The sequence below is a fragment of the Nesterenkonia flava genome (assembly GCF_031432335.1).
Lineage (GTDB): Bacteria > Actinomycetota > Actinomycetes > Actinomycetales > Micrococcaceae > Nesterenkonia > Nesterenkonia flava.
Map to the genome: position 1 here is coordinate 1 of NZ_JAVKGT010000026.1, position 17,893 is coordinate 17,893.

The following is a 17,893-nucleotide window of genomic DNA, read 5'->3' on the forward strand; positions in this document are numbered from 1 at the left end:
TTTACATGAGGCACGGGGGATCACTTCCCGGGGACTTGACCGTGAGGCATCACGGGGGCTGGTGCAAATTCTCCGCTGATCAGCACCTGGGGAGCGTAGCTCAGCGCGGGGCGGCCGCGGCCAGCACGGCGGCGCCGCGCACCCGCACGCCGCTGGCGGTGAGCAGGCGGTACAGCCGAGCCAGAGTGGCCCCCGTGGTGAGGACATCGTCAACTAACAGCACGTCCGCACCCCGCAACAGGTCCGGGGCCCCGGCCGTCATTCGCAACGGGGACTGACCGCGCCGGCGTCGGGCCTGCGCCGTCTTGGTCTTCTGCCCGCCCCGCCCCGGTAACGCACCGAGGACGTCGTAGGAGAAGCGGTACCGCAGCGGCCCCGGGACCAGCCCCAGGGTGGACGGCAGCGTCATGGACCCCAGAAGGTGCGGCACCGGCTCATAGCTGCGGCCCAGACGCGACTTCAGCGAGCCCGGAGGATGAACCAGCACCCCGTGACCGTCAGGGAGTAGCTGGGCGGAGGCTACCGCCAGGGCACGAACCAGCGCGGGCGCCAGCACCTGAGACAGTCCCACACGCTCGTGGTCCTTGAAGGCGACGACGACGTCGGCCAGGAGCTTCTCGTACCGCCCGGCGGCGATCACCGGCAGCACCACCGGGTCCGCATCACGCGGGGCAGCGACGATTGGCAGCGCCTCCGCAGACTCCTCGGCGCGGAAGGGGCGCCGAGTCAGGTGCCGCAGGTCCGCTCGGCAGGGCGGGCACAGGTCCGCGTGGTCAGCCCCGCAACCGACGCACCATGTCGGGGCCGCCAACGATGCCGTAGCGCTGAGGGCGCTGCTGATGAACCGTCCCGTGCGGGAGAACCAGAGGGCGTCCAGTGTGCGCAACAGCTCCATGGAACCCAGGGTGAAGCAGACTCGGCCCGCCCCGACATTCAGGGACAGAACCTGTGGATCACCGGGAGTGTTGCGGTGTTCTCCTGCTAGCCGGGGAAGGCGAGATCGCGGACCTCGACGTCCTCACTGGACTCCCAGTCGGAGCCGGAGAGGTTCCAGAACGGGACATCGACCGTCTCCGCGTAGATGTTGCTCTGGCCTTCGCCTGCAGAGATGTTCAGCAGCCAGGAGATGGCCGGTTCGATGAACTCCCGCTCGCCGTTGAAACCGATGCGCAGCGGGTAGCGCTGCGGGTCGGAGGTGTCCTCGGCTCCGTCGTAGCTGTCCCACACGATGACTTCGTTGCTGTTGGACCAGCGGACTTCCTCCATCCCCTGGGAGGACTCCAGCGGCACGGGCTGACCCAGTCCCCGCGGAGTGCCGTCGGAGTCGCGGATGACGGAGGCGAGGTAGAGGGTCTGCTGACCGGCGTCGTCGACCACCAGGACCGCGCGCGTGCCGTCCTGGGCGATGCGCAGTGAGGAGACGGAGCGCTGCTCCAGCCAGTCCGCCGGCACCTGGGTGGCGCTGAGGTGAACCGTCTCATCGTGAGCGACCACCTGAATCGTGGCTCCCTGGTCCTCGTCATGGGAGGCGGTCCAGGTCCACCCGAAGTTGTCCATGGAGGGGCGGATGAGCCCCTCGGCCTCCAGGACGAGTTCGGCGTTCTCGTTCGGTCGCACCAGGTAGAGCTCGTCGGCGCTGCCGTTGAGGAAGGCGAAGACCTCCTCGGTGGTCTCGCGCGGAGCCGCCGGCGCCTGGGGCTGGAAGCTTGAGAGATCCGGAAGTCCGCCGATCGACAGGGTGGTGATGCCGTTCTGCCGCACCAGCTGGTCATCCTGAATGCCGACCTGAATGCTGGTGGTGGAGGGATTGGACTCGATGTTCAGCTGCTGGTCCTCGGGCAGCTCGTCGGGAGCCGGCACCTCCAGCTCGCTGTCCCCCACGGTCAGCTCCACTTCGCGTACGTCGGGAAGCTGACTCAGCGCCATATTCAGCTGGTGCGACATGAGCAGACGCTCCCGGGGAGAAGCCTCCTGGACTGCGGCGTCGAGGTCCACCGTGGCGACCTGGTTATCGATCGGAACAGCGGAACGGCTCAGGGAGGCACCCTCGGGGAACGCCGAGACGACTGCCGGCTCGAGCCAGGGCGCCGGGCCCTCCAGCATCCTGCTGACGATCTCCGCAGGCATGCCCGGGCGTCGGACGAAGAACCGCAGGTCAGGCACCGCATAGCGCAGCTGCGGGTCGTAGAAGTAGAGCGTCTGGGCCGAGTAGACCTGATTGAAGATGCTGATGTCGAGCATCTTCCCGTTGGGCGCCTCGCTGATGCGCCACTCGCCGTCGACCTCCTCCAACTGGATGTCGAACTGCTCGTTGGTGGTTCCGCCCATGGTCGTCATGGTCCCGTCCGGGTTGATCACCGCGTGGACCTGCAGCTGCACCTGGTAGTGCGCTTCATCGGACTCAGGATCGCCCCCGGGCAGGAAGCTGGGCTCCTGCTGGTAGATGGTTGTGCGCCCGCCGGGCTGCCAGTTCTGAGCGGCGGACTCAGTCATGTACTCCCGGGCGACGGCGTAGTCGTTGCTGTGACCGGCATGAGCCTGCATGAACCCCCGGATAATCTCTTCGGGCTCGGCGCCGGGGACGGGAGGGTCAGGCTGGAAGTAGGTCTCCGGCTCTCCGAGAGCGTCGATCTCTGAGGTGCCCACAGGGCCGTCGGTGGGCAGGCTCGGGGCGCAGGAAGTCACCGCGAAGACCGCTGCGATCATCGCCGCCAGCAGGGTCAGCGCGCGGGCGGAGGGAGTCGGCCTCGTCTGCTTCACGACCGTCCCTCCTTCTGCTGGACCAGGGCCTGCTCTTGGACACGGTCATAGGCGATCTCGCCGGTGATGATGGTCTCAGAGTCCACGTTCTCACGGTCGGTGGACTGGTAGACCGGCGGCAGCGCCAGGGGTGAGGCCCCATAGGGAGTGTCCTGGCGTCGCGGGACCACGAGCCTGAAGCACGCCCCCTGGCCCTTCTGCCCCCACGCATCCAGGGTTCCCTGATGCAGACGGGTGTCCTCGGTGGCGATAGAGAGGCCGAGCCCGGAGCCGCCCGTGGTGCGGGCACGGGCCGGATCGGCGCGCCAGAAACGGTCAAAGACGTGAGCCACCTCGGCGGGCGTCATCCCGATGCCGTGATCGCGCACTGCGATGCCTACCGCGGTGGGGCTGGCGGCAATCACCAGGTCCACCGGACGGCCCTCGGAGTGCTCGATGGCGTTGTTGACCAGGTTGCGCAGGATGCGGTCGATACGACGCCGGTCCACCTCCGCAATGAACGAGGCCTCGCTCCCGCCCTGGACCACAATGGAGAGTTCGGTGCCTGACTGGTCGGCCAACGGCTGGGCGGCGACCAGCACCTCCCGGGAGAGATCCAGCAGATCCACGTTGCCCAGAGCCAGCTCGGCCGCGCCGGCGTCGAACCTCGACATCTCCAGCAGATCGGCCAGCAGGGCCTGGAAACGCTCCACCTGATGGTGCAGCAACTCCGCAGAACGGCGGCTGATGGGGTCGAAGTCGTGGCGGGATTCGTGCAGCATGTCTGCGGCCATGCTGATGGTGGTCAGCGGGGTGCGCAGCTCGTGGGAGACGTCGGAGACGAAGCGCTGCTGCATCTTGGAGAGATTGGCCAGCTGGGTGATCTGCTCCTGCAGCGTGGAGGCCATGCGGTTGAAGGAGACCCCCAGGCGGGCGATCTCATCCTCGCCGACGACGGCCAGGCGCTGGTCCAGCTGGCCGCTGGCGATGCGTTCCGAGACCTGGGCCGCCTGGGAGACCGGCTGCACCACGGAGCGGGAGACCCACGCGGCAATGAGCATGTTCATCACCAGGATCACGCCCGCCGCCACGAGGAAGACCCGGAAGACGAAGTTCACGTTCTCCTGCACCGAGGAGAAGTCGTAGACGAAGAAGATGCCGTAGGCATGGCCCGGGGGCAGCTGCACCTGAGTGCCGAAGGCCACACCCGGAATCTCCTGGCCGTCCTGCATGATGCCCACCGGCTGCCAGTACTGCTCGGTGCCGTTGAGGACAGCCTCCTTCAGCTCCTCGGAGATCACCTCGGCGCCCATCTGGCTGCCGGTGGTGGTGCTCTGGGTGGGCAGGTAGAGGCTTCCGGCCTCCTCCAACGGCATGATCGTCGTTACGCGCGGCAACTGGGCCGCCTGGCTCTCCAGGGAGTTGACGGTGTCGTGCACCAGGGTGGAGGTCTCCGAGCTGTCGGTGGCCTGTCCGGCCGTCAGCGCCGCGCGGGTGCTGATGAGCTCCTGAGTCGCCTCCATCTCCACCTGTTCGAAGCGCTCCTGGAACAGCCCGGAGGTCACCTGCTGGACGAGGAAATAGGCCACCAGACCGGTGCCCAGCAGGGTGAGCAGGCCGGTGAAGAACACCGCGCGAAACATCAGCGAGCGCGCCCAGATGCGCGGCAGCCTGCCGATGCGTCGCGAATAGGTGGTCAGCGGGTAGCGGCTGACTTCCGCTGAGCGTTCCTTCTTCCCAGGGATGGCTGTCCCTACCCTCCGGCCTTATAGCCCACACCGCGCACGGTCTGGATGATTTCAGGGTTCTCCGGATCGCGCTCGACCTTGGAGCGCAGCCGCTGCACGTGGACGTTGACCAGGCGCGTGTCCGCCTGGTGCCGGTAGCCCCAGACCTCTTCGAGCAGCATCTCGCGGTTCCAGACCTGCCAGGGCTTCTTGGCCAGAGTCGAGAGCAGGTCGAACTCCAGGGGGGTCAGCGGGATCTTGGTGTCTCCGCGGCGCACCTCGTGTCCGGCCACGTCGATGGTCAGGTCACCGATCGTCAGGGTGTCGGCGTCCTGCCGGCCGGAGGTGTGGTCACTGGGACGCAGGCGGGCGCGCACACGGGCCACAAGCTCCGCTGGTTTGAAGGGCTTGGGCACGTAATCGTCAGCGCCCGCCTCGAGGCCGCGCACCACATCGGCGGTGTCGGACTTGGCGGTGAGCATGATGACGGGAGTGTCTGCCTCGTCACGGATCTCACGGCAGACTTCAATGCCGTCCTTGCCGGGGAGCATGAGATCCAGCAGCACCAGGTCGGGTTTGGACGAGCGGAAGGCTTCCAGCGCGGCGTCTCCGGTGGCGCAGAAGGTCGGCTCGAAGCCGTCGTTGCGCAGCACGATGCCGATCATCTCGGCCAGAGCTTCGTCATCGTCGACAACCAGGATCCTGGCTTTCATGATGCTCCTTGTCACGGTGGGCTGCTCGGTGAAGGAATCCCAGGATATATGCAGATACGCTAGGAGAATGATCTATCCGGTGCGGCGGCTGGCCCAGGACGAGGTCTTCGGCGCAGCCTTCGCAGCGATCAGGCACTCTCCCCGGGCCGTACTGGGCGTCCCGTTCCTCGCCGGGCTTGTGAACTTTCTGCTGTTCATGGTGCTGCTGGCGATCTTTCCCAGCCAGTCTCTGCTCCGCTTCATGAGCGATCCGGTGAGCATGGAGGATTCGGAGATGCTCATGGCAGCGCTGGGCGACCTCTGGGTGCTGCTGCTGAGCACCGTCTCCACCACACTAGGCACTCTGCTGCTGACGATGGCCATGGCGCTCGTCTCCATTCCTGTGCTCCGCTCAGCCTACGGTCTGCCCACCACGCTCGGTCAGACCCTGAAGCTGCGAGCCGGGCAGCTCGGCTGGCTGCTGCTGAACGTCGTGCTGATCGCTATGCTCGTGAGCACCGTCGCCGGTATCGCACTGATGCTCGGGCTCGTCATCGCTCTGGTGACCTTCTTCATCGGCCTCATCGTGGTGATTCCCGCCCTGCTGCTGCTCCTGTGCTGGGCGAGCGCCGCGGTGGTCTTCGCCCCCATCGTCGTCGTCGTCGAGCGGAAGAACGCCTTCCTGGCCCTGGCCCGGTCCTGGCAGCTGAACCGTGGACTCTGGTGGCGGAACATGGGCATGGTCGCCCTGCTCTATCTCATGGTCTTCCTCTTTGTGATGATCGCGTCCCTGCCCGCCGGGGTCCTGATGGGCATGGGCGAGGGCATGGGTTGGCTGGACCCGCAGGCGAGTTCGTGGCTGACGATTGTCCTGGTCCTGGCCCAGCTCTACGACGCCGTGCTCATGGCCCTCAGCGTGGGGCTGGTGGGCGCTATCATCACGGCCATGTACCTCAACTGCCGCATCCGGCAGGAAGCGCTCGACGTGGTGCTGCACACCGCACGTCTGGAGACGCCGGCCGGCCGGCGGGATGCCCAGAACGACGACGTCGCCTCCCCCGCCGCTGATACCGCCTCCCTGATTCCGGGCTCACCGGAGCACGTGGCGGCCTTCCACGCTGGGAGCGCGCGTGGCTGAACCCTCAGGATGGCTGCCGCTGAACCGGCTGCCGGTGGCGCACCTACGGCCGAGCCGCGACGAGGCCTACGAGCTGTTGGACCGCGAGCTCCACGACGCCAGGTACCAGCGTGAGTTCAGCGGTCCTCTCCGCGAAGCCCTGGACCGGTTCCTGGCCTGGCTGGCCAGCTCGGGGGCCGACCTGGGCCCGGTGCATGTGCCCTTCGGCGCGGTGCTGGCGGTGCTCCTGGTAATACTCGCAGCCGTGCTGTGCCTAGTCCTGGTACGTCCGCGGGTTCAGGTCGCACGCAGCGCCAGGGAGGCCCTGGATCTGGACACCGGACTCAGCTCTGCAGCGCTGCGGGAGCGCGCGGAGGAGAGCGCCCGCAGCGGCGACTATTCCGCCGCCTTCAGAGACCGGTTCCGGGCTGTAGTGCGCACCGCCGAGGAGCGCGCTCTGGTCCGTCTCCACAAAGGGCTCACCGCCACCGAAGCCGCGCACGCCATTGCCGCAGGGCACCCGGATCATCAGGCACCGCTGAGCGAGGCAGCAGATCGCTTCAACCTCTCGGTCTACGGCGGCGCGACGCTTACCCTGACCGACTACCGAGAGATGGTGGAGCTGGACGAATCCCTGCGGCAGAGCCCGCCGCGCTACTCCCCGGACCGCCACTCCCCGGGTCAGGAGCAGCCCGTCGCCGAGTCTGAGGAGCATCCGGGCGCCTTCTCCACGTCGCTGGGAGATCCCCGATGAGCGGGTCGACCACACAGGGCAGCACGGTGGAGAGCACCGGGACGGCGCTGCGCTCGCTGATCTCCCGCTGGCAGTTCTGGATTCTGCTGCTGGCCCTGGGGCTGGCGGCGTCCCTGGTCCTGCAGCTCTTCGGCGCCGAGGATACCGACCGCTACGGCCTGGGCAACACGGACCTGGACGGCTACGGGGCTCTGGCGCGCGTGCTGGAGCACGAAGGTGTGGAGATCCACCGCACCTATTCCGCCACCGCCGCCGCGCAGCTTCAGCAGGAGCATCCCGAAGCCGCCGTCGTCGTCATGGCCGATTACTTCCAGCCCGATGAGAGCTACGCCCGCGAACTCGCCGCAAGCGAGACCGCGGTGGTGTGGATGAGCTCCGATCCCTTCATGCTCAGCGGCATCGTCAATGACGCCGCCGCCTCCCCCCAGGTGCTCTCCTCCACCCCGATTCCCGAAGGCGTTGCCGGCACAGCACAGGTCCTGGAAGCCGGCGCAGAGTGCAGGCTCGAGGCGGCACAGACCGCTGAGACGATTCAGGCCCCAGGCCATGCTCTGCAGCCTGGGCAGCAGGACGGGTGCTTCCCCCTGCCCGGAGGGGACTCCGACTACTACGCTCTGGTGCAGACCGAGGCAGGCACCGTCTTCGGCGCCCCTGATGCGTTCACCAATCAGCACATCCGCAGCGAGGGCAACGCCGCCCTGGCGCTGTGGCTCTTCGGCCAGACCGAAGACCTCATCTGGTACACACCGGCCGGGGCGGACAGCTATGCCGCCGAGGAGTGGGCCTCCCCCTGGGACTTTCTTCCCGACTGGTTCTGGCCCCTGAGCGGGTGGCTGCTGGGCTGCGGCCTGCTGTTCCTGCTGGTCCAGGGCCGGCGCAGCGGCCCCGTGGTGGTCGAGCCCCTGCCGGTGGAGGTTCCTGCCAGCGAAACCGCCCAGGGACGCGGCCGCATGTACCGCCAGGCCAACGCGTTCGGCCGTGCCGCACAGACCCTGCGCAGCGCGCACCTGTTGCGGCTGGGACGGCTGCTGCGGCTGGGACGGGTAGCTGAGCCGGCCAGTATTGTGGAAGCAGTAGCCCGGCACACCGGCGCCTCATCCGAGCGGGTCGCCGCGCTGCTGGGTGACGGAGCCTGTGACCGAATCACCAACAATCGTCGGCTCACGCGCTACGCCCAGGACCTCGCGGGGCTCGAGAACGACGTCCGACGACGACTGGGCCGGCCCCCGCTGTTCTCTGAGGCCTCCCCGGCCGAGGGCGCAGCCGACAACCAGCACCAGCGGGACACGGGACGCACGGGCGTCGAACCAACCGCCCCACACGAAGGAGCATGAACCAGGTGAGTGTCAATCAGAGGGACAGTGCCGAGAACGGGGATCAGCACCCCGTGCTCTCAGACGAGCAGCTGCGGGACCGTCTGGCGCAGGTCCGCGCCGAGGTGGCCAAGGCTGTGGTGGGCCAGGACGCCGCCGTCACCAGTGTGATCATCGGGCTTCTGGTTCGCGGCCATGTCCTGCTCGAGGGCGTGCCGGGTGTCGCCAAGACTCTGCTGGTGCGCGCTATCTCCGCCTCCTTGAGCCTGGACACGGCACGCGTGCAGTTCACCCCGGACCTCATGCCCGGCGACGTGACCGGCTCCCTGGTCTATGACTCCACCACCGGTGACTTCGCCTTCCGCGAGGGCCCGGTGTTCACCAATCTGATGCTCGCCGACGAGATCAACCGCACCCCGCCCAAGACCCAGGCCTCCCTGCTGGAAGCGATGGAGGAGCGGCAGGTCTCAGTTGACGGCGTCGGGCGCAGGCTTCCCGACCCCTTCCTGGTGGCCGCCACGCAGAACCCGGTCGAGTATGAGGGCACCTACCCACTGCCGGAAGCCCAGCTGGACCGGTTCCTGCTCAAGGTCAACCTCGCGCTGCCCGCCCGGCACGAGGAGGTCGAGGTGATTCGCCGCCATGCGAGCGGCTTCAACCCCTCCGACCTCGCCGCCGCCGGAGTTCAGCCTGTGGCCGCCGCCGAGGACATCATTGCCGCACGTCAGGCGGTGGGCCGTGTCTCGGTGGCCCCCGAGGTGGTCGGATACATCGTGGACATCGCCCGCGCCACCCGCGAGGCTCCGAGCTTCCAGCTGGGCGTCTCGCCCCGCGGCGCCACGGCCCTGATGAATGCCTCCAAAGCCTGGGCATGGCTCTCCGGCCGCGACTTTGTGACGCCCGACGACGTCAAGGCCCTCACCTTGCCCGCACTGCGCCACCGCGTGGCACTGACTCCCGAAGCCGCCATGGACGGGGTCAGCGCTGACGATGTGCTCCACGGTCTGCTCGCCGCCGTACCGGTCCCGCGCTGAGAGAGGAACCGGACCTCTTCCATGGTGCTGACCCGCCGCCTGCTGATCACCGCGCTCGCTCTGAGCGTGGTGATCCTCGTGCTGCCTGCCACGGTATGGGTGTGCGCCGCGGCGGTGATGCTCCTCGTGATCGCTGATGTTCTGCTGGCCGCCTCACCGCGCCGGGTGCGAGTGGTCCGGGAAGACACCCCCGCCGTGCGTGCTGGTGAGCCCGTGACGGCGCGCACGCTGGTGGAGAACGTCGGCTCCCGCACACTGCGCGGACAGGTCAAGGACGGCTGGCAGCCCAGCGCAGGAGCCCGGCGCCCGGTCCAGGACGTGACGATTCCTGCTGGGGAGCGTCAGCTCGTCGAGGTGCCTCTGAGGCCGCAGCGGCGCGGGAATCTGCGCAGCGAGCACCTGACCGTCCGCTCCGTAGGGCCCCTGGGCATGGCCGGACGCCAGGTGGTCCACCGAGTGCCCCACGCCCAGCGGGTCCTGCCGCCGTTCAGCTCGCGGAAGCACCTGCCTTCGAAGCTGCAGCGGCTGCGCGAGTTGGACGGGGCCACCGCTGTGCAGCGCCGCGGAGCAGGCACCGAGTTCGACTCTCTGCGTGACTACGTGCACGGCGACGACGTCCGCTCCATCGACTGGCGTGCCACCGCGCGCCGCCACTCCAGCGCCGGGCAGCACCTGGTGGTGCGCACCTGGCGTCCCGAGCGTGATCGGCGAGTCATCCTGTGCCTGGACGCCTCCCGCACCTCAGCGGCGCGCATCGGCGGCGTCTCTCCTGACGACCAGACCGGCGCGGCGGACCAGCCGCGGCTGGACACCTCCATGGAGGCGGCTCTGCTGCTGGGAGCGCTGGCCTCCTCCGCGGGAGATCGTGTGGACTTCCTGGCCTTCCACCGAGACCTGGTCTCCCAGGCCTCCTCCCGCTCGGCAGGGGACTTCCTGCATTCGATGGCCCATGCCATGTCCCAGGTCTCCCCGGTGATGATGGAGGCCGACTTCTCCCAGCTGCCGGCCGAGGTGGCTGCGATCTCCTCTCAGCGCTCGCTGGTGGTGATTCTCACCTCCTTGGGATCGGCCTCGCTGCAGGAAGGCTTGCTGCCGGTCCTTCCCGCCCTGACAGCCAAGCATCGGGTACTCATCGCCTCCGTGCAGGACCCGGAGCTCACCCGACGCATCACGGCCCGCCAGACGGTGGCTGACGTCTATTCGGCGGCCGCCGCCGAGCGCTCGCTCATCGAGTCCGAGGCGCTCATCGCCGAGCTGAGTGCCCTGCAGGTCGACGTGGTCGAGGAGACTCCCGAGAATCTCCCCCCAGCCCTGGCAGATGCCTATATCCGGCTCAAGGCCTCCGGGAAGCTCTAGACCGCGCACCTGCATTCCGGGCCTGAGGAATGACAGGAACGTCGTCGTCGTTGTGATGGCCCGGCCTGCTTGGTGTCCGCCCGCGCCAGCCCCTACCGTAGAAGTGATGAAGGGTCAGTCATGAAAGTCCTTGCCGCATGAAGGTCCTCGCCGCCATGTCCGGCGGAGTCGACTCCGCCGTTGCCGCCGCGCGCGCCGTGGACGCCGGCCACGAAGTGGTCGGGGTGCATCTGGCGCTCTCCCGCATGCCCGGAACCCTGCGCACCGGTTCGCGCGGGTGCTGCACCATCGAGGACTCCTCCGATGCCTGGCGCGCCTGCGAGAAACTGGGCATCCCGTTCTATGTCTGGGATTTCTCGGAGCGGTTCAAGGCCGACGTCGTCGATGACTTCATCTCCGAATACGCCGCCGGCCGCACCCCCAACCCGTGTATGCGCTGCAACGAGAAGATCAAGTTCGAAGCGCTGTTAGACAAGGCCATCGCCCTGGGCTTCGACGCCGTGGCGACCGGCCACTACGCCAAGATCATCGAGACCGAGAACGGCCGGGAGCTGCACCGTGCAGCCACCTGGACCAAGGACCAGTCCTATGTGCTGGGCGTGCTGAACGAACAGCAACTGGCACACTGCTACTTCCCTCTGGGCGATACCCCCTCGAAGGACCTGGTCCGCGCGGAAGCAGCCGATCGCGGCCTGTCAGTGGCGCAGAAACCCGACTCCCACGACATCTGCTTCATTCCCGACGGCGATACCCGCGGGTGGCTCGCTGAGCAGATCGAGATGGAGTCCGGCCCCATCCTGGACGCCGAGGGCAATCAGATCGGTGAGCACGAGGGTTCCCAGGCCTACACCGTGGGGCAGCGCCGCGGACTGAAGCTCGGCCGTCCCGCGCCCGACGGCAAGCCTCGTTTTGTGCTGGAGATCCGCCCTAAGGAGAACACCGTGGTGGCCGGTCCCAAGGAGCTGCTGAACATCGACCGCATCACCGGCATCCGTCTCTCCTGGGCTGGGAAGCCAGTGCCCGAGGCCGCCACCGGAGAGTGGTTCGAGATTCAGCTGCAGATCCGCGCCCACGCCGACCCCGTGCCCGCACGCGCCCGCGTGGAGGAGCCCCAGCAGGAGCCGACTGACCACGACGTCGTCGCGCCTGTTCTGGTGGTCGAGCTTGACGAGCCGCTGCAGGGAGTCGCGCCCGGTCAGACCGCCGTGATGTACCAGGGGACTCGTGTGCTGGGACAGGCCACGATTGATACGGCTCGCAGTGCCCTGTGGGACTCCGCCCCACACCCCGCCTGAAGCGCCCTGTGGGACTCCGCCCCACACCTCACTTGGCCCGCCCTGTGGGACTCGGCACCGCACCCCGCATACACTGCTTGCATGAGCACTGATCCCCGCGCCGGCGAAGCTGCCGAGTACGTTGACCCGGAGGTCCTTGAGGAACTGCTGTCGATGCGCGCGAGCATCGACAACATCGACGCCACGCTCGTGTATCTGCTCGCTGAGCGGTTCAAGGCCACGCAGCGCGTCGGAGTGCTCAAAGCGGCCCACCAGCTGCCTCCGGCAGATCCCGCGCGCGAGAAGAACCAGATCGCCCGCCTCAAGCGCCTTGCCGAAGACGCCCAGCTGGACCCGGAGTTCGCCGAGAAGTTTCTGAACTTCATCATCGATGAGGTCATCCGTCACCACCAGGCGATCTCGGACTCCACCTCACAGCAGGCTTCCGGCTCCTCCGCGACCGTCTCTTCTGGATCCGCCGTCTCTCCCGCAGCTCGGGCCCGGCCCGAGGCCGGCTCCTCCACCGACCGCAGCGCATGAGTGACCAGCCCACAGGGGTACGCTTCGCCGCCGGCGCCGTCATGCCCGGCAGCGATCCGCTGCGCGCGGCCAGCCTGCTGGAGTCCGAGCTCGCGGCACCCCACTCCCCCGCGCTGCCGGAGCTGCCGGCCCGCGGCCACCACGCCTCTCTACTCGGCCGGGCCGCCGCCCAGCTCACTGAGCTCTACGCCGAACTGACCTCCTACGGCTGGCGCCTGGTCCAGCGCCCCGGCGCCGACCATCTCCGGGCCCGAGCGCTGCTGCGCGGCGACGTTGACGCGCTGGCCGATGCGCGTGGGACCCGGTCCGAGGCCGGTCTTGCCGTTGCCGGTGCTCTCAGCCTGGAAATGCTCGGTCCCGTGAGCCTGGCGGCACGCCTGGCCGTGCCCAGCGGGGAGAAGGTGCTGATCGACCACGGCGCCCGGCGCGATCTGGCTCAGTCACTGGCCCTGGGCGCGGCTGAACATGTCGCCCATGTGCTGCGAACTGCCGGCCCGCAGCGGCTCACCGTGGTGCTGCTGGAGCCCGACTATGCGCGAGTGCGCGCCGGTGAGGTCGCCACCGTCAGCGGGTATCGCAGCATTCGGGCGCTCCCGCGTGAGGAGACCCGTCAGCTGATCCACGCCGTGGTGGGGGCCATGCGGGCCGCCGGGGCCCACGAGGTGCTGCTGGACACGGGTTCGGCCGTGGGCGCTGAGCACGTGGAGGACTTCTTCGGCAGCTCCTCCACCACTGCCAGGAGCGCGGCGGCGGCCTCCGGCGTCGATGGTTTCGGTCTGCCGCTGCCCACCCTGGATGCCCGGGACTGGGAGCGCGCAGCAGAACTCGTGGAGGCGGGAGCGGTGCTGCGCGCCGGGATGCTCTCCGGACCCTCCGCCGAGGCAGAGTCCAGCCTCCAGGAGCTCCCCGAGGTCTCCCAGCTGGTGGCCCGCCTCGGTGACCCGTGGCGGGCACTGGGTATGCCTCCGGCGAGCCTGGAGTCCTGGGTGCTGACCCCATGGCGCGTCGCCGACCGTGAGGTCACACAGCGGCTGGGCGAGGTGCACGCGATGCGCCTGGTGACCCGCGTGCGTGATGCCGCCGAAGCCCTGACGGATCACATTCGCAGCCAGTAGGCCCAGAGTCCCATGACGCCACCGCCAGCACCTGAGCCCCCAGATAGCGGAGTCGCAGACACCGGAGCCTTCAGGGACGATCAGGTGCTCGTGGAGTTCATTCTTCACAAGTTCGACCAGCTCACCAGCATCGTCCAGGAGCTGGATGACGCAGCCGCCAACACCGAGCTGCACGTCCCCGGCTCCAATTCCCCCGTCCAGCTCCTGATCCACTGCTGCGGGGCCATGCGTCGTTGGTCCTCGACGGTGAACCTCGGGGTCACGGTGCCCCGAGACCGGGAGTCAGAGTTCCACGTTCGGATGCCGGTGCACCAGGCGCTGGAGATTGCGGAGCAGACCCGGGCGCTCTTTCTCGCCGACACCGCGGTCACGTCCTTTGATGCAGCGCCGGTGGCTCTCCCCGAGGACCGGGCGGACTTCTGGACGGGCAGCTGCCGCGGCGTGCTGCTGCACGTGCTCGAGGAAGTCTCCCAGCACCTCGGCCACGCCGAGATCACCCGGGATCTTCTCGCCCTCGGCCGTGACGGCGAGGCTAAGCTCACCCGGAGGAGCCGCGAGGACTCCCCCAGGAATCAGCACGGTAAGGAGATCTTATGAGCGAGACCACACCCCGCCAGCCTTCCCGATACTTCTACGAGCCCGCGGCCGGGCACGGCCTGCCGCACTCTCCCTTCAAAGCCATCATCGCTCCCCGTCCCATCGGGTGGATCTCCACGCGCGACGCCGCCGGGGTGCTGAATCTTGCGCCCTACAGCTTCTTCAACGCCGTCAGCGACTCGCCACCGATCATCGGATTCTCCAGCAGCGGCCTCAAGGACAGTGTGGTCAACGCCGAAGCCACCGGGGAGTTCTGCTGGAATCTGGTCAGCGCGGACTTGGCCGCGGCCATGAACCTCAGCGCCGTGGAGACCACCCCGGAGATCGATGAGTTCGCCGTGGCGGGACTGACCCCGGCGGACTCACAGGTGGTCTCGGCGCCCCATGTGGCTCAGGCCCGCACGGTCTTTGAGTGCCGCACCACCGAGGTGCTGCAGCTGAAGGACGCCTCAGGAGAGCTGACCGACCGTCGGGTCGTCTTCGGGGAGGTGGTCGGGGTCCACATTGATCAGGCGCTGCTGAAGGACGGAATCTACGACACCGTGGCCGCTCAGCCGATGCTGCGAGGGGGCGGGCCCACCACCTACTTCACCATCGGTGAGGCCCAGCGCAGCCATATGCGCCGCCCCCTGCCGGAGGACCTGGGCGTCCCCCCGAGGGCCTGACCGGTACCCGCGGCTCGTCAGCGGCGGTCGGCGGCCAGGCCCGCAGAGCGGGCCTGCGCGATCACGTCCGGCAACGCCTGAGCGAGCGCGGTGACGTCGTCGTCGGTAGTGGTCCACCCCAGGGTGAAACGCTGTGCACCGCGCGCCTCCGCCTCGCTGAGGCCCATAGCCAGCAGTACATGGGAGGGCCGCGGCACTCCCGCGGTGCACGCCGAGCCGGTGGCCGTGTCGAAACCGGCCATGTCCAGCATAAACAGCAGCGAATCGCCCTCGGCCTCATCCACCGTCAGGTGCAGATTATTCGGCAGCCGGCGGGTGGGCTCCACGCGGGGGTCAGGTCCGCGCAGAGTGACACCGTCAACCCCAATCACGGCCTCCAGCAGCCGGTCCCGCATCTGCGCCACTCGCCGGGCCTCCTGGGGGTGAGCCGCCACGGTCTCCTCGGCCACCGCGGCGAAGGCACGAATGCCTGCGGCGTCCAGCGTCCCGGAACGGATATCGCGTTCCTGTCCGCCACCGTGAAGAACCGGGGTGAGCTTCACGTCGCGACGGACCAGCAGTGCACCCACGCCCACGGGGGCGCCGATCTTGTGCCCGCTGATGGCCATGGTCGAGGCACCCGAGTCGGCAAACCGCACCGGTGCTGCACCCGGCGGTTCGTTCGCGAAGGCCTGCACCGCATCGGTGTGGAACGGCACTCCGGCCTCGGCGCAGAGCTGGGCGATCTCCGGCACGGGCTGGATCGCGCCGGTCTCGTTGTTCGCCCACATGACGGTGGCCAGCGCGATCGTCTCGGGCGCTTCGGCCAGCAGCCGCCCCACCGCGTCCAGTTCCACGACACCGTCGCGGTCCACGGGAATGATCTCCAGTTCTGCGCCCTCGTGGGTCTCCAGCCACTCGGCGGTGTCCAGTACCGCATGGTGTTCAATCCCCGGCAGCAGAATCCGGCGTCGTCGGGGGTCTTCTGCCCTCCGCTGCCACCACAACCCCTTCAGCGCCAGGTTGTCCGCCTCAGTACCTCCCGAGGTGAAGATTACTTCGGAGGGATGGGCGCCCACTGCCTGGGCCAGCTGCGCGCGCGCCGAGTCCACGGCCAGGCGGGCGCGGCGGCCGGCCCCGTGCAGCGAGGATGGGTTCGCCAACCCCGCGCTGGGCACCAGCACCTCCCCGGTGCCTGCTCCGTAGGACTCGGTGAGCACACGCACTGCAGTGGGCTTCACCGGCGTGGTGGCGGCGTGATCGAAGTATCGAGAGGGCGTCATCGTGCTACTCAGTCTAAAGAGCCGACCCGGACGGCGGTATCGTATTCACGATGAGCGAGCGGGGAGACTTCTACAGCGTGCTGGGCGTGAGCCCTGATGCCGACGCGAAGACCATCCGCGCCGCCTACCGGAAGCAGGCACGCCTGAATCACCCCGACCACGGGGGTGACGCCGAGGCGTTCCACCGCGTGCAGCAGGCCTGGGAGACACTCGGCAACGAGCAGTCCCGGGCCTCTTACGACAGCCGGCGGCACGGCGGCGGTCAGGGTGCGGGCGGATCCTCTCAGAGCGCAGAACGCGCATCGGACGACGACGCCGGCTCCGGGGTCTACTCCCCCACCTCCTTCACCGCTTCGACCCGGGGGCCGGCAAGCCGCACGGCCTCCTCCTCGGGGGCCCGCCGGGACTCTCCCCGACGCGCTGACCTGACCCCGGTCTACGAGCCCGCACTGTCCTCTCCCGAGCCTCTCTCCCTGGCTCTGACCAGTCAGAAGGTTCACGGCGGATTTGGCCGCCCGGGCATCCTCGGAGGCGGAGGCGCAGTCCGCCGCGGCGCGCAGCTGGCCGCGCTGCTGGAGAAGCACGTGCTGAGCGTGGTGCCCACCGCCCGGCTCTTCAACGCCGTCCGGACCGGCCCTGCAAGCTCAGGGTTCAAGGCGCGCCTGGGTGGCTCCGGCGCGGGTCGGGTGCCCCACGTGCTGCTGACAGGACGCACTATGGTGCTGGTGAGCGCTGTGGAGATTCCGGGAGAGACCGTCTCCTGGGACGGACGCGACCTTCGAGCACGGGGGCGGCGCATCACGGTCCCGAGTCTCGTCGCCGAAGCCAGGCAGCTGCGCACCACCCTGCAGGAGGCACTGCGGGCCGGCGTCGGCACCTCGCCGGCGCTGCGCATCGAGCAGCAGACTATCCTGCTCTCCCCCCAGGGCGACCTCTTCACCCCGGTGGTCCAGACCGTGGCCGGTGCAAGCACCACCGGTGCACCCCTGGCCGCCGGACGAGCCTTCGGCCATCTGGCCAATGTGCTGCTGAGCGATCCGGAGCCTGCGCTGGTGGACCGTCATCTCATGGCTGCGCTGCGTGCTCAGCTCTCGTCTCCCGAGGAGGATTTGTGACCGTTCCTGACGTCCGGGCAGGCTCGCCGGGGGCCGGGCTGCCGCTGCGCGTGCTGGTGGACCAGCCGGAGATTCCCGGCAACACCGGAAACATGATCCGGCTCGCCGCGGTCACCGGCTTCGAACTGCATATCGCCGGTCCCACGCTCTTCGAGTTCAGTGACGCCAAGCTGCGGCGCGCCGGATTGGATTACCACGATCTGGCTGTGCTCACCATGCATGAAAACCTCGAGGCCGCCTATGCCGCGCTGGCCCCGCAGCGCATCTTCGCCTTCACCGGAGAGGCCAGCACCCGCCACACAGCGGTGACGTACCAGGAGGGCGACGTGCTGCTCTTCGGCCGCGAGTCCACCGGCTTGGACGACCACGTGAAGAATGATCCTCGCGTGACCGACAAGGTTCGCATTCCCATGCTGCCGGGCAGGCGCAGCCTGAATCTGGCGAACTCCGTGTCTATCGCCGTCTACGAGGCGTGGCGCCAGCACGGGTTCCCCGGTGCAGTCTGAGCGAGCCCCTCGTGCACAGGGCCGACTCCACCCGGACCGGCGGATGGGCGGGTTGATTCAGTTGCTGTTCGGCCCGCATGGCTAGAC

At 68.3% G+C, this 17,893-nt stretch carries 17 protein-coding genes; 12 read left to right on the plus strand and 5 right to left on the minus strand.

Going from position 1 to position 17,893, the window contains the following annotated elements:
• Positions 1–100: 100 nt before the first annotated feature.
• The 4 genes from RH857_RS10000 to mtrA form a co-directional block, all read right to left on the minus strand.
• Positions 101–895 carry a ComF family protein gene (locus tag RH857_RS10000; protein WP_310537832.1) on the minus strand — a complete coding sequence of 265 codons (795 nt, stop codon included), beginning with the start codon at positions 893–895 and terminating at the stop codon, positions 101–103.
• 86 nt (positions 896–981) lie between these two features.
• On the minus strand, positions 982–2,760 hold the full coding sequence (locus tag RH857_RS10005) for an LpqB family beta-propeller domain-containing protein (RefSeq protein WP_310537833.1): 1,779 nt from the start codon (positions 2,758–2,760) through the stop codon (positions 982–984).
• Positions 2,757–4,382, minus strand: coding sequence for an MtrAB system histidine kinase MtrB (mtrB, locus tag RH857_RS10010; protein ID WP_374761152.1), 1,626 nt, complete (start codon positions 4,380–4,382; stop codon positions 2,757–2,759). The genes RH857_RS10005 and mtrB overlap by 4 nt, the downstream gene beginning before the upstream one ends.
• 110 nt (positions 4,383–4,492) lie before the next feature.
• Positions 4,493–5,179 (minus strand): MtrAB system response regulator MtrA, encoded by a 687-nt coding sequence (mtrA, locus tag RH857_RS10015; protein ID WP_310537834.1) that lies wholly within the window; start codon positions 5,177–5,179, stop codon positions 4,493–4,495.
• Between the two features lie 67 nt (positions 5,180–5,246).
• Between mtrA and RH857_RS10020 the strand changes: the two genes are divergently transcribed.
• The 10 genes from RH857_RS10020 (at position 5,247) to RH857_RS10065 (ending at position 14,923) form a co-directional block, all read left to right on the plus strand.
• Positions 5,247–6,296, plus strand: a complete 1,050-nt coding sequence (locus RH857_RS10020) for a DUF7847 domain-containing protein (protein ID WP_310537835.1) — start codon at positions 5,247–5,249, stop codon at positions 6,294–6,296.
• A complete protein-coding gene (locus RH857_RS10025; RefSeq protein ID WP_310537836.1) occupies positions 6,289–7,029 on the plus strand; it encodes a DUF4129 domain-containing protein in 741 nt (246 codons plus the stop codon). The genes RH857_RS10020 and RH857_RS10025 overlap by 8 nt, the downstream gene beginning before the upstream one ends.
• The gene (locus RH857_RS10030) at positions 7,026–8,363 is read left to right on the plus strand and encodes a DUF4350 domain-containing protein (protein ID WP_310537837.1); all 1,338 of its coding nucleotides are present in this window, start codon (positions 7,026–7,028) and stop codon (positions 8,361–8,363) included. Before RH857_RS10025 ends, RH857_RS10030 begins: the two co-directional genes overlap by 4 nt.
• Positions 8,360–9,376 carry an AAA family ATPase gene (locus RH857_RS10035; protein ID WP_374761153.1) on the plus strand — a complete coding sequence of 339 codons (1,017 nt, stop codon included), beginning with the start codon at positions 8,360–8,362 and terminating at the stop codon, positions 9,374–9,376. The genes RH857_RS10030 and RH857_RS10035 overlap by 4 nt, the downstream gene beginning before the upstream one ends.
• A 21-nt stretch (positions 9,377–9,397) precedes the next feature.
• Entirely contained in the window at positions 9,398–10,732 is a 1,335-nt protein-coding gene (locus RH857_RS10040; RefSeq protein ID WP_310537838.1) for a DUF58 domain-containing protein, read from the plus strand.
• A gap of 137 nt (positions 10,733–10,869) precedes the next feature.
• Positions 10,870–12,027 (plus strand): tRNA 2-thiouridine(34) synthase MnmA, encoded by a 1,158-nt coding sequence (gene mnmA, locus RH857_RS10045; RefSeq protein WP_310537839.1) that lies wholly within the window; start codon positions 10,870–10,872, stop codon positions 12,025–12,027.
• An 81-nt stretch (positions 12,028–12,108) separates the two neighbouring features.
• On the plus strand, positions 12,109–12,546 hold the full coding sequence (locus RH857_RS10050) for a chorismate mutase (protein ID WP_310537840.1): 438 nt from the start codon (positions 12,109–12,111) through the stop codon (positions 12,544–12,546).
• A complete protein-coding gene (locus RH857_RS10055; protein ID WP_310537841.1) occupies positions 12,543–13,661 on the plus strand; it encodes a uroporphyrinogen decarboxylase/cobalamine-independent methonine synthase family protein in 1,119 nt (372 codons plus the stop codon). Before RH857_RS10050 ends, RH857_RS10055 begins: the two co-directional genes overlap by 4 nt.
• 12 nt (positions 13,662–13,673) lie before the next feature.
• A complete protein-coding gene (locus tag RH857_RS10060) occupies positions 13,674–14,258 on the plus strand; it encodes a mycothiol transferase (protein ID WP_310537842.1) in 585 nt (194 codons plus the stop codon).
• Entirely contained in the window at positions 14,255–14,923 is a 669-nt protein-coding gene (locus RH857_RS10065; RefSeq protein WP_310537843.1) for a flavin reductase family protein, read from the plus strand. Before RH857_RS10060 ends, RH857_RS10065 begins: the two co-directional genes overlap by 4 nt.
• Positions 14,924–14,940: 17 nt before the next feature.
• Here the strand turns inward: RH857_RS10065 and RH857_RS10070 are convergent, their stop codons facing one another.
• Positions 14,941–16,185 carry a cysteine desulfurase family protein gene (locus RH857_RS10070; RefSeq protein ID WP_310537844.1) on the minus strand — a complete coding sequence of 415 codons (1,245 nt, stop codon included), beginning with the start codon at positions 16,183–16,185 and terminating at the stop codon, positions 14,941–14,943.
• Positions 16,186–16,235: 50 nt separating this feature from the next.
• Between RH857_RS10070 and RH857_RS10075 the strand changes: the two genes are divergently transcribed.
• Both RH857_RS10075 and RH857_RS10080 read left to right on the plus strand, forming a co-directional pair.
• Positions 16,236–17,300 carry a J domain-containing protein gene (locus tag RH857_RS10075; protein ID WP_310537845.1) on the plus strand — a complete coding sequence of 355 codons (1,065 nt, stop codon included), beginning with the start codon at positions 16,236–16,238 and terminating at the stop codon, positions 17,298–17,300.
• Entirely contained in the window at positions 17,297–17,806 is a 510-nt protein-coding gene (locus RH857_RS10080) for a tRNA (cytidine(34)-2'-O)-methyltransferase (RefSeq protein ID WP_374761154.1), read from the plus strand. Before RH857_RS10075 ends, RH857_RS10080 begins: the two co-directional genes overlap by 4 nt.
• Positions 17,807–17,893 lie beyond the last annotated feature (87 nt).

Bases quoted from the DNA above. Each gene is read 5' to 3' on its own strand.
- RH857_RS10000 (WP_310537832.1), bottom strand. From the start codon at position 895: ATGGAGCTGTTGCGCACACTGGACGCCCTCTGGTTCTCCCGCACGGGA.
- mtrB (WP_374761152.1), bottom strand. From the start codon at position 4,382: ATGTTTCGCGCGGTGTTCTTCACCGGCCTGCTCACCCTGCTGGGCACC.
- mtrA (WP_310537834.1), bottom strand. From the start codon at position 5,179: ATGAAAGCCAGGATCCTGGTTGTCGACGATGACGAAGCTCTGGCCGAG.
- RH857_RS10020 (WP_310537835.1), top strand. From the start codon at position 5,247: ATGATCTATCCGGTGCGGCGGCTGGCCCAGGACGAGGTCTTCGGCGCA.
- RH857_RS10030 (WP_310537837.1), top strand. From the start codon at position 7,026: ATGAGCGGGTCGACCACACAGGGCAGCACGGTGGAGAGCACCGGGACG.
- RH857_RS10035 (WP_374761153.1), top strand. From the start codon at position 8,360: ATGAACCAGGTGAGTGTCAATCAGAGGGACAGTGCCGAGAACGGGGAT.
- RH857_RS10040 (WP_310537838.1), top strand. From the start codon at position 9,398: ATGGTGCTGACCCGCCGCCTGCTGATCACCGCGCTCGCTCTGAGCGTG.
- mnmA (WP_310537839.1), top strand. From the start codon at position 10,870: ATGAAGGTCCTCGCCGCCATGTCCGGCGGAGTCGACTCCGCCGTTGCC.
- RH857_RS10050 (WP_310537840.1), top strand. From the start codon at position 12,109: ATGAGCACTGATCCCCGCGCCGGCGAAGCTGCCGAGTACGTTGACCCG.
- RH857_RS10055 (WP_310537841.1), top strand. From the start codon at position 12,543: ATGAGTGACCAGCCCACAGGGGTACGCTTCGCCGCCGGCGCCGTCATG.
- RH857_RS10060 (WP_310537842.1), top strand. From the start codon at position 13,674: ATGACGCCACCGCCAGCACCTGAGCCCCCAGATAGCGGAGTCGCAGAC.
- RH857_RS10065 (WP_310537843.1), top strand. From the start codon at position 14,255: ATGAGCGAGACCACACCCCGCCAGCCTTCCCGATACTTCTACGAGCCC.
- RH857_RS10070 (WP_310537844.1), bottom strand. From the start codon at position 16,185: ATGACGCCCTCTCGATACTTCGATCACGCCGCCACCACGCCGGTGAAG.
- RH857_RS10075 (WP_310537845.1), top strand. From the start codon at position 16,236: ATGAGCGAGCGGGGAGACTTCTACAGCGTGCTGGGCGTGAGCCCTGAT.